Below are 16,267 nucleotides of genomic sequence, written 5' to 3'. Positions count from 1 at the left end.
ACGAAAATATAGAAAGCGGGGGGAGAAGTAAAGCATTCAAATCATATATGATTAATGACCCATAAATTTCTTGGGCCATTATATTTTACGCATTAAGCAGCAATATATTCATACGGTGGATTATTTAGCAGAGCTAAAATATTCGCCAGCAAGCGGGGCGCAATATTATCCGTGGTAGCGTCTTCCTTCCACTGCGTTATTTTGGCCATTTCCATGCCGGCATAACCACACGGGTTGATGCGTAGGAAAGGAGAAAGATCCATGTTAACGTTTAGCGCTAAACCGTGGAATGAGCAGCCGCGACGGATACGTAAACCCAGCGAGCAGATTTTCTTTTCACCCACATAGACGCCCGGCGCATCGGCGCGCGGATGCGCCTCAATACCAATTTCAGCCAGCGTATTCACCACGGTCTGTTCAAGTAGGGTGACTAAATCACGCACGCCCAGTTTACGTCGTTTCAGGTTAAGTAAAACGTACATTACCTGTTGGCCCGGACCATGATAGGTCACCTGTCCTCCACGATCGCTCTGCACAACGGGAATATCGCCAGGCATCAATATATGTTCCGCTTTACCGGCCTGGCCCTGGGTAAACACCGGGTAATGCTCAACCAACCAGATTTCATCATGGCTGTTTTCATCGCGCATATCGGTAAAGTTATGCATGGCCTGAGAGATAGCTTCATAGGGCTGAAGGCCGAGCTGGCGGACAAGGATTTTATCCTGATACAAAACGGCATCTCCGTAGAGAATGAAAAAAGAGAGGAAAGTATATCACAGCGGGGGAGGCGGGGAGTTACCCGGATAAGACCGGGTAACCGTCTGGATGTATTACAATACCATTCGCACGATATCAATATTGCCCAGTTCTTCGTACAGCGTTTCAACCTGTTCAATATGGGTGGCATTAATGGTGATAGAGACCGAGTGGTAGTTGCCTTTGCTGCTCGGTTTTACCGTCGGAGAGTAATCACCAGGCGCATGGCGCTGTACCACTTCAACCACCTGATCAACCAGCTCAGGTAACGCCTGCCCCATTACTTTGTAAGTAAATGGCGTAGGGAATTCAAGCAGTTCGTTAAGTTTGGTTTTCATGTCAGCTCCGGCATTACGTAAAAAAATAACAACTCCCGCCACAGGGCGGGAGTTTTACTGATGCATAGTATATGGGGACGAAAATCACACTTTCAAGCGTTCAATTTTTATCCAAACCAGTGATGGAACATTAATTTAATGTAATCAATGATTTTACCGAAGAAGTTCCCTTCCGGGATCTCTTGCAGTACGACCAGCGGACGCTGCTCGATGGTTTTACCGTCCAGCTGGAAGTTGATGGTGCCAACCACCTGGTTTTTCTGCAGCGGCGCGTGCAGTTCTGCGGTATTCAGTACATAGCTCGCTTTCAAATCTTTCATGCGACCGCGAGGGATCGTCAGGTAAACGTCTTTATCAACGCCCAGCGAGGCGCGATCGGTATTACCAAACCAGGCGGGTTCAGAGGCGAACTCTTTACCAGCCTTCAGCGGATTAACGGTTTCAAAGAAACGGAAGCCCCACGTCAGCAGTTTTTTGCTTTCTGTTTCACGGCCTTTATAGGTCCGTCCGCCCATCACGGCGGAAATCAATCGCATCTGACCTTCGGTTGCGGAAGCGACCAGATTATAGCCCGCTTTGCTGGTATGGCCGGTTTTGATGCCGTCCACATTCAGGCTGTTATCCCACAGCAGACCGTTACGGTTTAGCTGGCGAATGCCGTTAAAGGTGAACTCTTTTTCTTTATAAACGGCATATTCGTTCGGCACATCGCGAATTAACGCCTGACCAATCAGCGCCATATCGCGAGCTGAACTGTATTGTCCGTCGGCGTCCAGGCCGTGTACGGTCTGGAAGTGGGTATTTTTCAGCCCCAACGCGTTCACATAGCTGTTCATCAGCCCGACGAAAGCATCCTGGCTACCGGCGGCGAAATCAGCCATCGCCACACAGGCGTCATTGCCGGATTGCAGATTGATGCCGCGTATCAACTGAGAGACCGGTACCTGCATTCCCGGCTTGAGGAACATCAGCGAGGAACCTTTAAATACCGGATTGCCGGTGGCCCAGGCGTCATTACCGACGGTAACCAGGTCGGTTTCTTTAAATTTACCCGCTTTCATTGCCTGTCCGATGACGTAACTGGTCATCATCTTCGTCAGACTAGCCGGGTCGCGACGTTCGTCGGCGTTTTGTTCCGCCAGAACTTTGCCGGAGTTGTAGTCGATCAGGATGTAGGATTCCGCATCGATCTGCGGAACGCCCGGGATCATAGTTTTGATATTCAGGTCATCGGCATGTGCGGTTGAGATAAACGCGGCACAAAGCGCCGTGGTGAGCGCCATGCGCTGCATAAAACGAGCGGAAAAAGTGGTCTTCATGGTCTGAACTACGACGTCCGTGATGAAATTAAAAAAAGAGCCCTACTATAGCAAAAGCATAACTGGCAGGCATCTGACTTTCCGCGTGACTTTGTTAATGTCATTTACAGAAATTGACAGTACAGATACCTGCGATCGGTTACTGCGCGCTGGCGATAAAGGACTGTAATTGTGCTTCTGTTTGCAAACGTTGCTGTAACGCGCTGGCTTCGGCTTTACTGGCAAAAGGCCCCAGTTGAATACGCCAGACCGCGCCGTTTTGTATTACGCGCCCTGGTACGCTGAACTGCTGGCTTAAACGCTGTTGGTACTGCTGCGCACGCGTTTGATCGCTGACGGCGCCGACCTGGACGACGAAACGACCGCTCGCGGCGGCGGCAGGCGCGCTCACCGGGGTAGATACCGGGGCTGCGGCGGCAGGCGCGCTTACCGGCGTCGCAGTCGCTGGAGCCGTCACCGGCGCGGAAACCGGCGCTGTCTGTGGTGTCGGCGTCGGTTCATTACTCTCCAGCACGCCAGGCGCCAGCGTAGTCGGCGCGCCGAGGAAGCCGCTACTGCTCACCGGCGCACCGGTGGTATCGTCACTTTTCAACGTGGAATTACTGACCGGAAGAACGTCGCCTTGCGGTTGCGCAGGCGCTGAAGAGGCGCTTCCCATTCCGCCGCTTAAATCAGGGCGAGGGGGCAGAGCGTAGGTCTGTTTCGCCACCGTCGTACAGGCCATCCCCGGGCCGGAGAGCGAACCATCCGGCGCCACGATAATAGGGTCAATCCGTACTTTAGTATTATTCGAGGTATTCAGACGATCCGCCGCCGCGCGGGACAGGGAGATGACCCGATCGGTGCCATAGGGGCCGCGATCGTTAATACGCACGACGATCATGCGACCGTTGGCCAGGTTGGTGATTCGCGCATAGCTGGGGATAGGCAGTGTCGGATGGGCGGCGGTAAGCTGCATCGGATCGAACATCTCCCCGGAGGCGGTTAAATTACTGCCGGGTTCCGCATCATAAATAGCGGCCAGGCCAGCCTGGCTAAAGCGGGACGGGTCCTGAACGATTTTATAACTTTTACCGTCACGCTGATAATCCTGGTTTGCGGTCGGATTCAGAGGTTCATAACGCGGTTCCGCTCCGCTGATTTCCACAGTCGGACCATTACATACCGCAGGTTGCGGCGCGACGGTGGTTTGCTGCTGACCGCCGTCATTAGTACATGCCGCGAGTAGTACTATCCCTGCCGCGACGCAGATTACAGGCAACTGCTTACGCATTGCGCACCCCTTATACGCTTTTCGACAACATTTTTCTGTGGGTGTGGATCGACATCACAATCCCGAACCCGGCCATCAGCACAATCAGTGCGGAGCCCCCGTAGCTGACCAGGGGTAAAGGTACTCCAACCACAGGCAGAATACCGCTCACCATACCAATATTTACGAAGACATAAACGAATAATATTAACATTAATCCGCCAGCCATCACGCGACCAAATGTAGTTTGCGCTCTGGCGGCAATCCACAAGCCGCGCATTATTAGCAAAATATAGAGCGCGAGCAGAATCAGGATGCCCACCAGACCGAGCTCTTCCGCCAGTACCGCGAAGATAAAGTCGGTATGGCGTTCGGGTAAAAACTCCAGCTGCGACTGGGTGCCGTGGAGCCAGCCTTTACCGCGCAGGCCGCCTGAGCCAATGGCGATTTTAGACTGAATAATATGATAGCCCGCGCCCAGCGGATCGGTCTCCGGATCAAGGAGCATCATGACGCGCTGGCGTTGGTAATCGTGCATCAGGAAAAACCACAAAATAGGAATAAATGCAGCGATCAATACAATGGCGACCCCAATTAAGCGCCAGCTCAGACCAGACAAAAATAGGACAAAGAGACCGGAAAGGGCGACCAGAATAGACGTCCCCAGGTCCGGCTGGGCGGCGACCAGCAGGGTAGGCATAAAGATTAATACCAGGGCGATGGCGGTATTTTTCAGCGAGGGCGGGCAGACGTCGCGGTTAATAAAGCGGGCGACCATCAGCGGCACGGCGATTTTGGCTATTTCCGAAGGCTGAAAGCGAACGATTCCCAGATCGAGCCAGCGCTGCGCGCCTTTGGATATTGCGCCGAAGGCATCAACGGCGACCAGCAAAATGATACAAATGATATAGAGATAGGGCGCCCAGCCTTCATACACGCGCGGCGGGATCTGCGCCATCACCACCATGACCACCAGCCCCATCGCAATCTGACCGATTTTACGCTCCATCATGCCGATGTCCTGGCCGCTGGCGCTCCAGATGACCAACGCGCTATAAACCAGTAACGCCAGCAGAATGAGTAGCATCGTGGGATCGATATGAATTTTATCCCAGAAGGTTTTTTTGTTCGGATTATCCGTCATGATTATTGGTCCTCCGCCGCTGCAACCACCGGGTTTTCCGCAGGCAAATGGGTGTTGTTGTCGCCCAGCATGATGTGATCAAGGATTTGGCGCATGATCGTGCCTACTGCCGGGCCTGCGCCGCCGTTTTCAAGGATGATCGCGACGGCGACCTGAGGATTGTTATACGGCGCAAAGGCGGTCATCAATTTATGGTCGCGCAGGCGCTCGGCGATTTTATGCGCATTGTACGTTTCGTTGGCCTTCAGGCCAAAGACCTGCGCGGTGCCCGACTTCGCCGCGATTTTATAGGGCGCGCTGGCAAAATATTTATGCGCCGTGCCGTTAGGGCGGTTGGCGACGCCATACATGCCATCTTTCGCAATTTCCCAGTAGCCGGAGTGAATATCGCCCACCGGCGGCTCATGCGGCTGTACCCACGGCACCTGTTTACCGTTTTCCGCGGTGCTCATTAACAGGTGCGGGACTTTAACTACACCGTCGTTAATAAGGATCATTAGCGCCTTACTCATCTGAATCGGCGTCGCTGTCCAGTAACCCTGGCCGATGCCCACCGGAATCGTATCGCCCTGATACCACGGTTTTTTAAAGCGTTTCTGTTTCCACTCGCGGGTCGGCATATTACCAGAGCGCTCTTCTGCGAGATCAATTCCGGTGTAGTGACCATAGCCGAACTTACCCATCCATTCTGACAGGCGATCGATCCCCATATCATAGGCAACCTGATAGAAGAAGGTATCCGCCGACTCTTCAAGGGATTTGGTGATATTCAGATGCCCGTGGCCCCATTTTTTCCAGTCGCGGTAGCGTTTCTCAGACCCCGGCAACTGCCACCAGCCAGGGTCGAAAAGACTGGTGTTACGGGTGATGACGCCAGCGCTTAACGCCGATACGGCGACGTAAGGCTTAACGGTAGAAGCGGGTGGGTAGACACCCTGAGTCGCGCGGTTCACTAATGGCGTGTTCGGGTCGTTAAGCAGCCCGGAGTAATCTTTGCTGGAGATGCCATCCACGAAAAGGTTAGGGTCGTAACTTGGCATGGAGACCAGCGATAGCACGCCGCCGGTACGCGGATCGGTGACAATCACCGCCGCGCGACTGCCTGCCAGCAGCGTTTCAATATACTGCTGGAGCTTGAGATCCAGCGTCAGGTAGATATCGTGTCCGGCCTGCGGCGGCACCTCTTTGAGCTGGCGAATAACGCGGCCGCGGTTGTTGACTTCAACCTCTTCATAACCGGTTTGCCCATGCAGAATATCTTCATAGTAGCGCTCAATGCCCAGCTTGCCGATGTCATGGGTGGCGGCGTAGTTCGCCAGTTTGTTTTCTCTGTCGAGACGCTCGACGTCTTTATCATTGATTTTCGATACGTAGCCGATAACGTGGGTCAGCGCCGATCCGTATGGATAATAGCGGCGTTTATAGCCTTTGACTTCGACGCCCGGAAAACGGTACTGGTTGACAGCAAAGCGCGCGACCTGAACTTCCGTCAGGTTTGTTTTCACCGGAATAGAAGTAAAGCGATGGGATCGGGCGCGCTCTTTTTTAAAGGCGGCGATATCGTCGTCGTTTAAATCGACCACACTGCGTAGCGCATCCAGCGTTTGCTGAACGTTATCCACCTTTTCCGGCATCATTTCAATCTGATAGATAGTGCGGTTCAGCGCAAGGGGAATGCCGTTACGGTCGTAGATTATCCCGCGGCTTGGCGCAATTGGCACCAGCTTGATACGGTTTTCGTTCGAGCGGGTCTGGTAATCGGTAAAACGGAGAATTTGCAGATTATACAAATTGGCGATCAGTACGCCGGTCAGCAGCAAAATACCCAAAAAGGCGACCAGCGCCCGACGCACAAACAGTGCGGACTCAGCCGTATAGTCACGAAAAGAATTTTGTCGTTTCATCCGCTGCTTAATCTTCTCAAGACTTCACGATCACTCACGGTGATAAGGGTGGTTGGTTGTGATGCTCCACGCCCGGTACAAACTCTCCGCGACCAGAACCCGAACCAGCGGGTGAGGGAGCGTTAACGCCGAGAGCGACCAACTCTGTTCCGCTGCCGCTTTGCAGGCAGGAGATAATCCTTCCGGGCCGCCAATCAGCAAACTGACGTCGCGCCCGTCCTGTTTCCAGCGCTCCAGCTCATTGGCTAACTGCGGCGTATCCCACGGCTTGCCTGGAATATCCAGGGTAACAATGCGATTCTTACCGGCGGCGGCCAGCATCTGCTCGCCCTCTTTGTCGAGAATGCGTTTGATATCCGCGTTCTTGCCGCGTTTGCCCGCAGGGATTTCGATCAGCTCAAAGGGCATATCTTTCGGAAAACGGCGCAGGTATTCCGTAAATCCCGTTTGAACCCAGTCGGGCATCTTCGTGCCGACAGCGACAAGTTGCAGCTTCACGCATTAACTCCAGAGTTTTTCCAGTTCATACAGGCGGCGACTTTCTTCCTGCATGACATGCACAATCACATCGCCCAGATCGACGACAATCCAGTCAGCCGCATTTTCGCCTTCGACGCCCAACGGCAGCATACCGGCCGCGCGCGACGACTGCACCACGTGGTCGGCAATAGACATAACGTGACGGCTGGAGGTGCCGGTACAAATAATCATACAGTCGGTGATACTGGATTTACCCTGAACATCTAAGGCGATGATGTCCTGACCTTTCAGGTCATCAATTTTGTCGATAACAAAATCCTGGAGTGCTTTACCCTGCAAGTTTTCCCCCTGGGTGAATAATTGCGTTATAACGATAGAAAAAAGGCCAACAGGCTGGACCGGTAAGGCGTTGCGAGTTAACGCTAACCTTCCGGCGGGACGCCGTGTAGTATACCTGAATCAGCGGCGATACCGGGACTTATGTCGCCGGATCGGCGTTTAAAACCAGATTATCATCCCATCCCACGTCACAGAAAGCATCGCCATTTTTGTAAAACAATTTCTGCAAAGCTCTGCAAGGTGAAAAAAGCCTGGCTGCGGAGAATAACAGCCTGTCGGGGGCTGTCAATGGGCGAAACCGCTGCGGCGAGAAAAAACGGAAAATTCATCACTCAGGCCGCCAGACGGCACGACTATTTAATACTTTCAGGGTGGCGAACCCTTCGCACAGGTCGATTGCGCTCCAGCATCCCTGTTCTACCCGGAAATGCCATAGCGAGGCGGCAGGCATTGCGAGCAGACGGGCAATCAACAGGCTGAGTACGCCCTGATGGCTGACGATCAGCAGGTTCTGGCAATCGCTGAACGCGTCGAGTCGCGAGATAAAGCGCTCTACGCGACGGGTAAAAGCCTGAAAACCCTCGCCATTGGTCGGAACCGCATTCTGCCAGTCCGTACACCAGGCGGCATAGCTTTCGGCATCTTCATGGGCGAGGTCGCGGTGATGGCGCATTTCCCAGTCGCCGAAGTACATCTCATTAAGCTCAGGTAAGATGTGTTGCGGCGTATCCCGGCCCTCCAGTACGAGCCGGGCGGTATGGCGCGCGCGTTCCAGCTCGCTGCATAACACCCGGTCAAATGGCGCGTGGCGCAATAAAGTATGTAGCGTTTTCGCCTGGCCAATCCCTTTTTCCGTTAACGGCGTGGGAGCATGTCCGCTATACAACCCGGCGACATTGGCCTCGGTTTCGCCATGACGCACCAGCCACAATCGCATGGTATTCCTCATGAGGTTAAATGCGCAAAACATGATAATGCCCCTGATTGCGCAACGTTTTTTTCACTAAAATAGCGTTTTTTGGCCGGAGGCATAATGGCGTTATTCAACAGCGCGCATGGCGGTAATATTCGGGAAGCCGCGACGGTGTTGGGCATCTCGCCTGACCAGTTACTGGATTTTAGCGCAAACATTAATCCGCTGGGTATGCCTGTCAGCGTGAAACGCGCGCTTATCGACAATCTGGACTGCATTGAGCGCTACCCGGACGCTGATTATTTTCATTTGCACCAGGCGCTGGCGCGTCATCATCAGGTGCCGGCATCGTGGATACTGGCGGGAAATGGCGAGACGGAGTCAATCTTTACCGTGGCGAGCGGTCTTAAACCGCGTCGTGCAATGATTGTCACGCCAGGTTTCGCGGAGTATGGCCGGGCGCTGGCGCAAAGTGGCTGTGAAATTCGTCGCTGGTCTCTACGCGAAGCGGATGGCTGGCAGCTTACCGATGCCATTCTTGAGGCGTTGACGCCCGATCTGGACTGCCTGTTTCTGTGTACGCCCAATAATCCTACCGGCCTGCTGCCGGAGCGGCAGTTATTACAGGCCATTGCCGATCGCTGCAAATCGCTGAACATTAACCTGATCCTGGATGAAGCGTTTATCGATTTTATTCCGCATGAGACGGGCTTTATTCCTGCTCTTAAAGATAATCCGCATATCTGGGTGCTGCGTTCGCTGACCAAATTTTATGCCATTCCCGGCCTGCGGTTGGGATATCTCGTCAACAGCAATGACGCGGCGGTAGCGCGGATGCGTCGCCAACAAATGCCGTGGTCGGTTAACGCGCTGGCGGCGCTTGCCGGTGAGGTAGCGTTACAGGATAGCGCCTGGCAACAGGCGACCTGGCATTGGTTACGGGAGGAGGGCGCCCGGTTTTATCAGGCGCTTTGTCAGCTCCCCCTGCTGACGGTCTATCCCGGGCGAGCAAACTATCTGTTGTTACGCTGTGAGCGAGAGGATATTGACCTGCAGCGGCGGTTGCTGACGCAGCGGATTTTAATCCGTAGCTGCGCTAACTACCCGGGGCTGGACAGCCGCTATTATCGTGTGGCGATACGCAGCGCTGCGCAAAACGAGCGTCTGCTGGCGGCGCTGCGCAATGTGCTTACCGGTATAACCCCTGCTGATTGATGTAGTTCAGCACGTTTTCCGGCAACAGATCGTCGCAGGACTCGCCTTTTTCCAGCCGTTCGCGGATGAGGGTTGCGGAGATATTAAGCCAGGGCGTTTCCGCCAGGTAAATTTTACCGGCTGGCAACTGGTGCAGATCGTCCGGCGTATGGGTCAGATGCTGTTCCAGCCACTGCTGGTGTTGCGCCTGCGTCATTTCAAGGGGATAGCCCGGACGACGACAAACGATCAGGTGAGTGTTATCAAGGATGGTGTCGTAATCATGCCAGGTGGGGAAGTTAAGCAGAGAGTCCTGGCCGATAATAAACGCCAGCGGCACTTCGGGACCCTGTTCTTCGCGCCATGCTTTCAGCGTTTGCGCAGTGTAAGAGGGCGCGTTTCGCTGTAGCTCGCGTTCATCCAGCGTAAAAAGCGGCTTATCGGCGATAGCCAGCTCCAGCATATATTTACGCTGCGCGCTGGAGGCTTCCGGCTGGGGGCGATGCGGCGGCACATTGTTAGGCATAATAATCACCCGCGATAAGCCGATCAGATTCGCCAGCGTCTCAACAGGTTTAAGATGTCCATAATGCACCGGATCAAAGGTGCCGCCGAATAAAGCCTGTAACGATTTCATATCACCCATCAATAAATACGTCTGCCAGCGCCTTATGGCAGAGCAGGAGCGACAGCCCTTCAAGATCTGCCCATACCGACTGACCATAATCCTGTTTGAGCGTAATTTCTGTACGCGTCAGTAACTGCACGGCCTGGCGAAGCTGCGCAGGATGGAGACGCTGCAACGCGTCGCCGATCATGGGGCGACGGTTTTGCCAGACCCGGTGTTTATCAAACAGCGCGCGTAACGGCGTATGCGCGGACTGACGTTTGAGATTTACCAGTAGCAGCAGCTCTCGCTGGAGGGTGCGCAGCAGAATAACCGGTTCGCTGCCTTCAAGGCGTAGCTGTTGCAGAATATGCAGCGCGCGTTTGCTTTTCCCCATCAGTAACGCATCCACCCAGTGGAAAGGGGTAAAGTGGGCGGCGTCATTGACGGCCTGCTCTACGCGAGGAAGCGTTAACTTACCGTCAGGCCAAAGCAGCGACAGCCGTTCCAGCGCCTGCGCCAGCGCCAACAGATTGCCCTCATAGCAATAGCACAGCAGTTGGTTCGCGGCGTCATCCAGTTGCAAATTCTGTGCTTTCGCTCTGGCGGCCACCCAGCGGGGAAGCTGCGCCTGCTCCGGCGTCTGACAACTGACCTGAACGCTACGGTCTGCCAGCGCGGTATACCAGGCGGCGTTTTCCTGCGCTTTGGTGAGCTTGTTTCCGCGTACTATTAATAACAGGTCGTCATGCAGCAGCTCGCTCAGGGTGGCGAGTTGCTCATTCATTGCCGCGTTAGGCCCGTTTTCCGGCAGTTGCAGCACCAGCGTTTGACGGCTGGCGAACAGACTCATCGCCTGGCAGAGTGAGAAAAGCGATCCCCAGTCGGTACTGGGATCGAGAGTAAAAGCGTGGTGCTCTTCGAAGCCTTGCGACGCAGCCGCCAGACGAATAGCGTCCTGACTTTCCTGCAGCAGCAGCGGATCGTTGCCCAATAGCAGATATGCCGCGCGCAGCCCTTCGTTGAGCTGCGCGCGGAGTTGTTCAGGATACAACCTGATCATTAGTTACTCAGCGTAGTGGAGACGCGTGCTGGCGTAGAGGCGGGCGCCGCCGTCTCATTGTCGGCGGTAGCCTCCTCTTTCGTCGCCTGAATATCCGCCGCGCGGACGCTGGTCAGCTTACGAATCAGCTGTTCAGCGGCTTTGTCGTACATCTCCTGAACGATCATGGCCTGCTCGTTATCCTTCGCCAACGCCATCTGCGGGTTATCGAAGAACGAACGGTACACTTTCGTGCTGATAGGATAGATGTCATGGCCCGGAATCAATACCGAGGCATTGACGGTCATCACCATCTGATATTCCGCCGTCTGGCCGTCCTGGAACACTGACGCCGTATCCTGCGAAATAGTCACCGTTCCAAGCCGCAGAGACGGAACGTCTTTGCGCGTTGTGTCTTTATCAAGCAGGTTTACGTTATTCAGCCGTAACTGATTACGTACCGCACGACTTAGCGGACCGTTCGGATCGCCGGAATCGAGGATCATCGTTTTCATTGAAGCCGGAACCTGCGTAGTGCTACGCAGATGCCAGCCGCATCCGGCGGTGACCAGCACAGCCAGAGATAACAACAGTGTTACCAGATATCGCACGCTTCCTCCCGCGCTTAGCCAACAACCAGATTGAGGAGTTTACCCGGAACGTAAATCACTTTACGCACGGTAACGCCATCAAGATATTTTGCCACCAGATGTTCCTGGCCTGCACGTTCACGCACCTGTTCTTCGGTGGCATCCACCGCAACGGTGATCTTACCGCGAACTTTACCGTTAACCTGCACGACAACCAGCGTGGTGTTTTCCACCATTGCCTGCTCGTCGGCAACCGGCCACGGCGCGTTGTCGATATCACCTTCGCCGCCCAGTTCCTGCCACAAGGTAAAGCAGACGTGCGGGGTGAACGGGTTAAGCATACGCACGACGGCCTGCAGCGCTTCCTGAAGCAGTGCGCGGTCTTGTTCGCCTTCCTGCGGGGCTTTCGCCAGTTTGTTCATCAACTCCATGATCGCCGCAATGGCGGTGTTGAACGTCTGACGGCGGCCGATATCATCGGTCACTTTGGCAATGGTTTTATGCACATCGCGACGCAGCGCTTTTTGATCTTCGCTCAGCGCATCGACGTTCAGCGCCGCGACAGGACCTTTAGCGGTGTGTTCGTAAACCAGCTTCCAGACGCGTTTAATAAAGCGGTTTGCGCCTTCTACGCCGGACTCCTGCCATTCCAGAGTCATATCCGCCGGAGAAGCGAACATCATAAACAGGCGTACCGTGTCCGCGCCATAACGTTCAACCATTACCTGCGGGTCGATACCGTTATTTTTCGACTTGGACATTTTACTCATGCCAGTGTAGACCAGCTCATGACCCGCTGCGTCTTTTGCTTTGACAATGCGGCCTTTTTCATCGCGCTCGACGATAGCGTCAACTGGCGAAACCCAGTTACGTTCGCCGTTCTCGCCGACATAATAGAACGCATCCGCCAGTACCATGCCCTGGCACAGCAACTGTTTAGCCGGCTCGTCAGAGGTGACCATGCCCGCATCGCGCATCAGCTTATGGAAGAAGCGGAAGTAGAGCAGGTGCATGATGGCATGTTCAATACCGCCGATGTAGATGTCGACCGGCAGCCAGTAGTTTGCCGCTTTCGAATCCAGCATTCCTTCCTGATACTGCGGGCAGGTGTAACGCGCGTAGTACCATGACGATTCCATAAAGGTGTCGAAGGTGTCGGTTTCACGCAGCGCCGGCATACCGTTAACGGTGGTTTTCGCCCACTCAGGATCGGCTTTAATCGGGCTGGTGATGCCGTCCATGACGACATCTTCCGGCAGAATAACCGGCAGTTGATCTTCCGGCGTCGGCAGCACGGTGCCGTCTTCCAGGGTGACCATCGGGATCGGCGCGCCCCAGTAACGCTGACGGGAAACGCCCCAGTCACGCAGACGATAGTTCACTTTACGTTCGCCGACGCCTTTTTCCGCCAGTTTATCGGCAATGGCGTTAAACGCCGCTTCAAAGGCCAGACCGTCGAACTCGCCGGAGTTAAACAGCACGCCTTTTTCGGTCAGCGCCTGTTCGGAAAGATCCGGCTCGGAACCGTCGGCGGCCAGAATCACCGGCTTGATGGTCAAACCGTATTTGGAGGCAAATTCGTAGTCGCGCTGATCGTGACCCGGAACGGCCATCACCGCGCCAGTGCCGTACTCCATCAGGACAAAGTTTGCCGCCCAGACCGGGATCTCTTCGCCAGTTAACGGATGAATCGCTTTATAGCCGGTGTCGACGCCTTTTTTCTCCATGGTCGCCATTTCGGCTTCGGCCACTTTGGTGTTACGGCATTCGTCGATGAACGCCGCCAGCTCGGCGTTGTTCGCCGCCGCTTTTTGCGCCAGCGGATGACCGGCGGCCACCGCCAGGTAAGTGGCGCCCATAAAGGTATCCGGGCGGGTGGTATAGACGGTCAGCGTGTTATCGTAACCCTTCACATCGAAGGTGATTTCCACGCCTTCAGAGCGGCCAATCCAGTTGCGCTGCATCGTTTTTACGGTATCAGGCCAGTGGTCCAGCTTATCCAGATCGCGCAACAGTTCGTCTGCGTAAGCGGTGATTTTGATAAACCACTGTGGGATCTCTTTACGCTCAACTTTGGTGTCGCAGCGCCAGCAGCAGCCGTCGATCACCTGTTCGTTGGCGAGAACGGTCTGATCGTTCGGGCACCAGTTAACGGCAGAAGTCTTCTTGTACACCAGGCCTTTTTTATACAGCTCGGTGAAGAACTTCTGTTCCCAACGGTAGTATTCCGGGGTGCAGGTCGCGATTTCACGGCTCCAGTCATAGCCAAAACCCAGCGTTTTTAGCTGGTTTTTCATATACGCGATGTTGTCGTACGTCCACGGCGCCGGCGCGGTGTTGTTCTTCACCGCCGCGCCTTCCGCCGGCAGGCCGAAGGCGTCCCAGCCGATTGGCTGCAGCACGTTTTTGCCCAGCATACGCTGGTAGCGGGCAACCACGTCGCCGATGGTGTAGTTACGTACGTGGCCCATGTGTAGTCGGCCAGAAGGATAGGGAAGCATCGACAGGCAGTAATACTTCTCTTTGCTCTCGTCTTCGGTCACTTCAAATGTGCGCTTCTCATCCCAGTGAAGCTGTACTTTGGATTCTATCTCTTCCGGGCGGTATTGCTCTTGCATGGCAGCCAGTAGTCCTGTTTTCGATACAGCTACAAATGTAGCTTTAGAGGTGGTGTTTAGATCCGCATAGCATAGCCCAAACACGCACGTCAAAACAGGGGGTAGAACATTTGTCGCGCCAGGCGTCCGTGAGGAGGTGACGCAAAATGCGACACGACTGAGGCAAATTACCGCAGTTCCTGTCACCGCCAGATCGGCCCATAAAAATAAAGTCATATAAACCATGTAGTTAAAAAATGGCACGCCTTTTGATTAGGGAAGACAGGACTAAAGCAAAGGAGTTAATCGTGAAAAAAAATGCAGTGGTGATTCACCCTCAGGATTGCGTCGCGACGGCTATTACGGCGCTCAAGGCCGGCGAAACCGCCACAATGTTCATTGGCGAACGCGAGATAAGCGTTGTGTTACATCAGGATGTGCCATTTGGCCACAAATTCGCCATCTGCGATGTGCCTTTTCATGGCGAAGTTTATAAATATGGCGAATCCATTGGCCGCGCCACTCAGGAAATAAAAAGTGGCGACTATGTGCACGTCCACAATGTGGAAAGCGAACGCGGACGTGGTGACTGGAAATAATATAAAACAAGGGAAAATGATTATGAGCAATGAGACTTTTTTGGGTTTCCGCCGCCCTGACGGCCGTTTTGGCATCCGTAATTATGTACTGATTTTACCTACCAGCGTTTGTGCGAATAAAGTTGCCCAGGATATTGCCCGGCAGGTAAAAGGCGCGACATGGGTGAATAACGATTTTGGCTGCTGCCAGGTGGCAGGCGATGCGCGTCTGACGGAAAAGACATTGATTAATGTGGCGAATAATCCCAACGTCGGCGCTATTGTGGTTGTGGGCTTAGGCTGTGAAGGCGCGGAGCCGCTGCGCATCGCAGAAGAGATTACCGCATTTGGCAAACCGACTTCCTGCATTACCATTCAGGAAGAGGGCGGCACGCTTAAATGTCAGGCCAGGGGGATTTCGCTGGCCCGCGACTATGCGCAACAACTCTCCATGCAAAAACCGCAGCAAGCACCGGTTAGCGAGCTGCTGCTGGCGATGGAGTGCGGCGGGTCAGATACGACATCGGGGCTGGCGTCTAACCCTTCCTGCGGGGTCGCCTCGGATAAGCTGATACGCTGCGGCGGAAGCTCAATTCTTTCTGAAACGACGGAATTTATTGGCGCCGAGCATGTGATGGCGAAACGCGCGGTGACGCCGGAGGTTGGTCAACAGCTCATTGATTTAGTGGTCGGCTGCGAGGCGCGAGCAAAAGCGCTGGGCGAGGATATTCGCGGGGGACAGCCGACGCCGGGCAATATTAAAGGCGGGTTGACTACCATTGAAGAAAAATCGTTAGGCTGTATGCATAAAGCGGGTCATGCGCCGCTACAGGGCGTACTGGAATATGCCGATAGACCAACGCATCCGGGCCTGTGGATTATGGATACCCCGGGGCAGGATATTGAATCTATTTCCGGCATGGTGGCGGGTGGAGCGCAGATCGTTATTTTTACTACCGGTCGCGGAACGCCTGCCGGTAACCCAATAGCGCCGGTAATAAAAATTACGGGTAATAAAGCAACGTGGGAAATGATGCAGGACAATATTGATATTGATGTGTCCGCCATTATGTCTGGCGAGGCTTCTATTACGCAAATGGGCGAGGAAATTTATCAGGAAATTTTACGCGTCGCGAATGGGAAAACGACTAAATCAGAAGATTTAGGTCATAACGAATTCTCTATTTATAAGATCGCGCCGACGTTCTGAT

The 16,267-nt window shown here is 54.2% G+C and carries 16 protein-coding genes; 3 read left to right on the top strand and 13 right to left on the bottom strand.

The window, feature by feature from the left end; translation table 11 throughout:
- Positions 1-92 precede the first annotated feature (92 nt).
- From lipB to ACLJTG_RS10255, 9 genes are all read right to left on the bottom strand, one after another.
- Positions 93-734 carry a lipoyl(octanoyl) transferase LipB gene (gene lipB / locus ACLJTG_RS10295; protein WP_000284009.1) on the bottom strand — a complete coding sequence of 214 codons (642 nt, stop codon included), beginning with the start codon at positions 732-734 and terminating at the stop codon, positions 93-95.
- Between the two features lie 99 nt (positions 735-833).
- A complete protein-coding gene (ybeD, locus tag ACLJTG_RS10290) occupies positions 834-1,097 on the bottom strand; it encodes a DUF493 family protein YbeD (protein WP_000850547.1) in 264 nt (87 codons plus the stop codon).
- A 107-nt stretch (positions 1,098-1,204) separates the two neighbouring features.
- Positions 1,205-2,416: a D-alanyl-D-alanine carboxypeptidase DacA gene (gene dacA / locus ACLJTG_RS10285; RefSeq protein WP_000858711.1), complete on the bottom strand. Its 1,212-nt coding sequence runs from the start codon at positions 2,414-2,416 to the stop codon at positions 1,205-1,207.
- Positions 2,417-2,555: 139 nt separating this feature from the next.
- Entirely contained in the window at positions 2,556-3,689 is a 1,134-nt protein-coding gene (rlpA, locus tag ACLJTG_RS10280; RefSeq protein WP_017441660.1) for an endolytic peptidoglycan transglycosylase RlpA, read from the bottom strand.
- Positions 3,690-3,699: 10 nt separating this feature from the next.
- The gene (gene mrdB / locus ACLJTG_RS10275; RefSeq protein WP_000131713.1) at positions 3,700-4,812 is read right to left on the bottom strand and encodes a peptidoglycan glycosyltransferase MrdB; all 1,113 of its coding nucleotides are present in this window, start codon (positions 4,810-4,812) and stop codon (positions 3,700-3,702) included.
- 2 nt (positions 4,813-4,814) lie between these two features.
- Entirely contained in the window at positions 4,815-6,716 is a 1,902-nt protein-coding gene (mrdA, locus tag ACLJTG_RS10270; RefSeq protein ID WP_000828700.1) for a peptidoglycan DD-transpeptidase MrdA, read from the bottom strand.
- Positions 6,717-6,746: 30 nt separating this feature from the next.
- On the bottom strand, positions 6,747-7,214 hold the full coding sequence (gene rlmH / locus ACLJTG_RS10265; protein WP_000776107.1) for a 23S rRNA (pseudouridine(1915)-N(3))-methyltransferase RlmH: 468 nt from the start codon (positions 7,212-7,214) through the stop codon (positions 6,747-6,749).
- A 3-nt stretch (positions 7,215-7,217) separates the two neighbouring features.
- Positions 7,218-7,535 (bottom strand): ribosome silencing factor, encoded by a 318-nt coding sequence (gene rsfS / locus ACLJTG_RS10260; protein WP_001161670.1) that lies wholly within the window; start codon positions 7,533-7,535, stop codon positions 7,218-7,220.
- Between the two features lie 328 nt (positions 7,536-7,863).
- Positions 7,864-8,472, bottom strand: a complete 609-nt coding sequence (locus tag ACLJTG_RS10255) for an adenosylcobalamin/alpha-ribazole phosphatase (RefSeq protein WP_023221477.1) — start codon at positions 8,470-8,472, stop codon at positions 7,864-7,866.
- Between the two features lie 96 nt (positions 8,473-8,568).
- Between ACLJTG_RS10255 and cobD the strand changes: the two genes are divergently transcribed.
- The gene (gene cobD, locus ACLJTG_RS10250) at positions 8,569-9,663 is read left to right on the top strand and encodes a threonine-phosphate decarboxylase CobD (RefSeq protein ID WP_020839490.1); all 1,095 of its coding nucleotides are present in this window, start codon (positions 8,569-8,571) and stop codon (positions 9,661-9,663) included.
- Here the strand turns inward: cobD and nadD are convergent.
- The 4 genes from nadD to leuS are packed head-to-tail and all read right to left on the bottom strand — an operon-like array spanning position 9,638 to position 14,499.
- Entirely contained in the window at positions 9,638-10,279 is a 642-nt protein-coding gene (gene nadD, locus ACLJTG_RS10245) for a nicotinate-nucleotide adenylyltransferase (protein ID WP_023193078.1), read from the bottom strand. The two genes, cobD and nadD, sit on opposite strands and share 26 nt — an antisense overlap.
- Position 10,280: 1 nt before the next feature.
- Positions 10,281-11,312 carry a DNA polymerase III subunit delta gene (holA, locus tag ACLJTG_RS10240; protein WP_000620491.1) on the bottom strand — a complete coding sequence of 344 codons (1,032 nt, stop codon included), beginning with the start codon at positions 11,310-11,312 and terminating at the stop codon, positions 10,281-10,283.
- Entirely contained in the window at positions 11,312-11,902 is a 591-nt protein-coding gene (gene lptE / locus ACLJTG_RS10235) for an LPS assembly lipoprotein LptE (RefSeq protein WP_001269950.1), read from the bottom strand. Before lptE ends, holA begins: the two co-directional genes overlap by 1 nt.
- Positions 11,903-11,916: 14 nt before the next feature.
- Positions 11,917-14,499: a leucine--tRNA ligase gene (leuS, locus tag ACLJTG_RS10230; RefSeq protein WP_001157916.1), complete on the bottom strand. Its 2,583-nt coding sequence runs from the start codon at positions 14,497-14,499 to the stop codon at positions 11,917-11,919.
- A 236-nt stretch (positions 14,500-14,735) separates the two neighbouring features.
- Here leuS and ACLJTG_RS10225 point away from each other — a divergent pair, with 236 nt between their 5' ends.
- Both ACLJTG_RS10225 and ACLJTG_RS10220 read left to right on the top strand, forming a co-directional pair.
- Entirely contained in the window at positions 14,736-15,077 is a 342-nt protein-coding gene (locus ACLJTG_RS10225) for a UxaA family hydrolase (protein ID WP_001574029.1), read from the top strand.
- Positions 15,078-15,093: 16 nt separating this feature from the next.
- The gene (locus ACLJTG_RS10220) at positions 15,094-16,266 is read left to right on the top strand and encodes a UxaA family hydrolase (protein ID WP_023240948.1); all 1,173 of its coding nucleotides are present in this window, start codon (positions 15,094-15,096) and stop codon (positions 16,264-16,266) included.
- Position 16,267: the final 1 nt, after the last annotated feature.

The sequence above is a fragment of the Salmonella sp. SAL00672 genome, from assembly GCF_046552175.1.
GTDB lineage: Bacteria > Pseudomonadota > Gammaproteobacteria > Enterobacterales > Enterobacteriaceae > Salmonella > Salmonella enterica.
The sequence above is the reverse complement of the archived record's forward strand: the minus strand, read 5'-3'. Positions and strand labels throughout refer to the sequence as shown.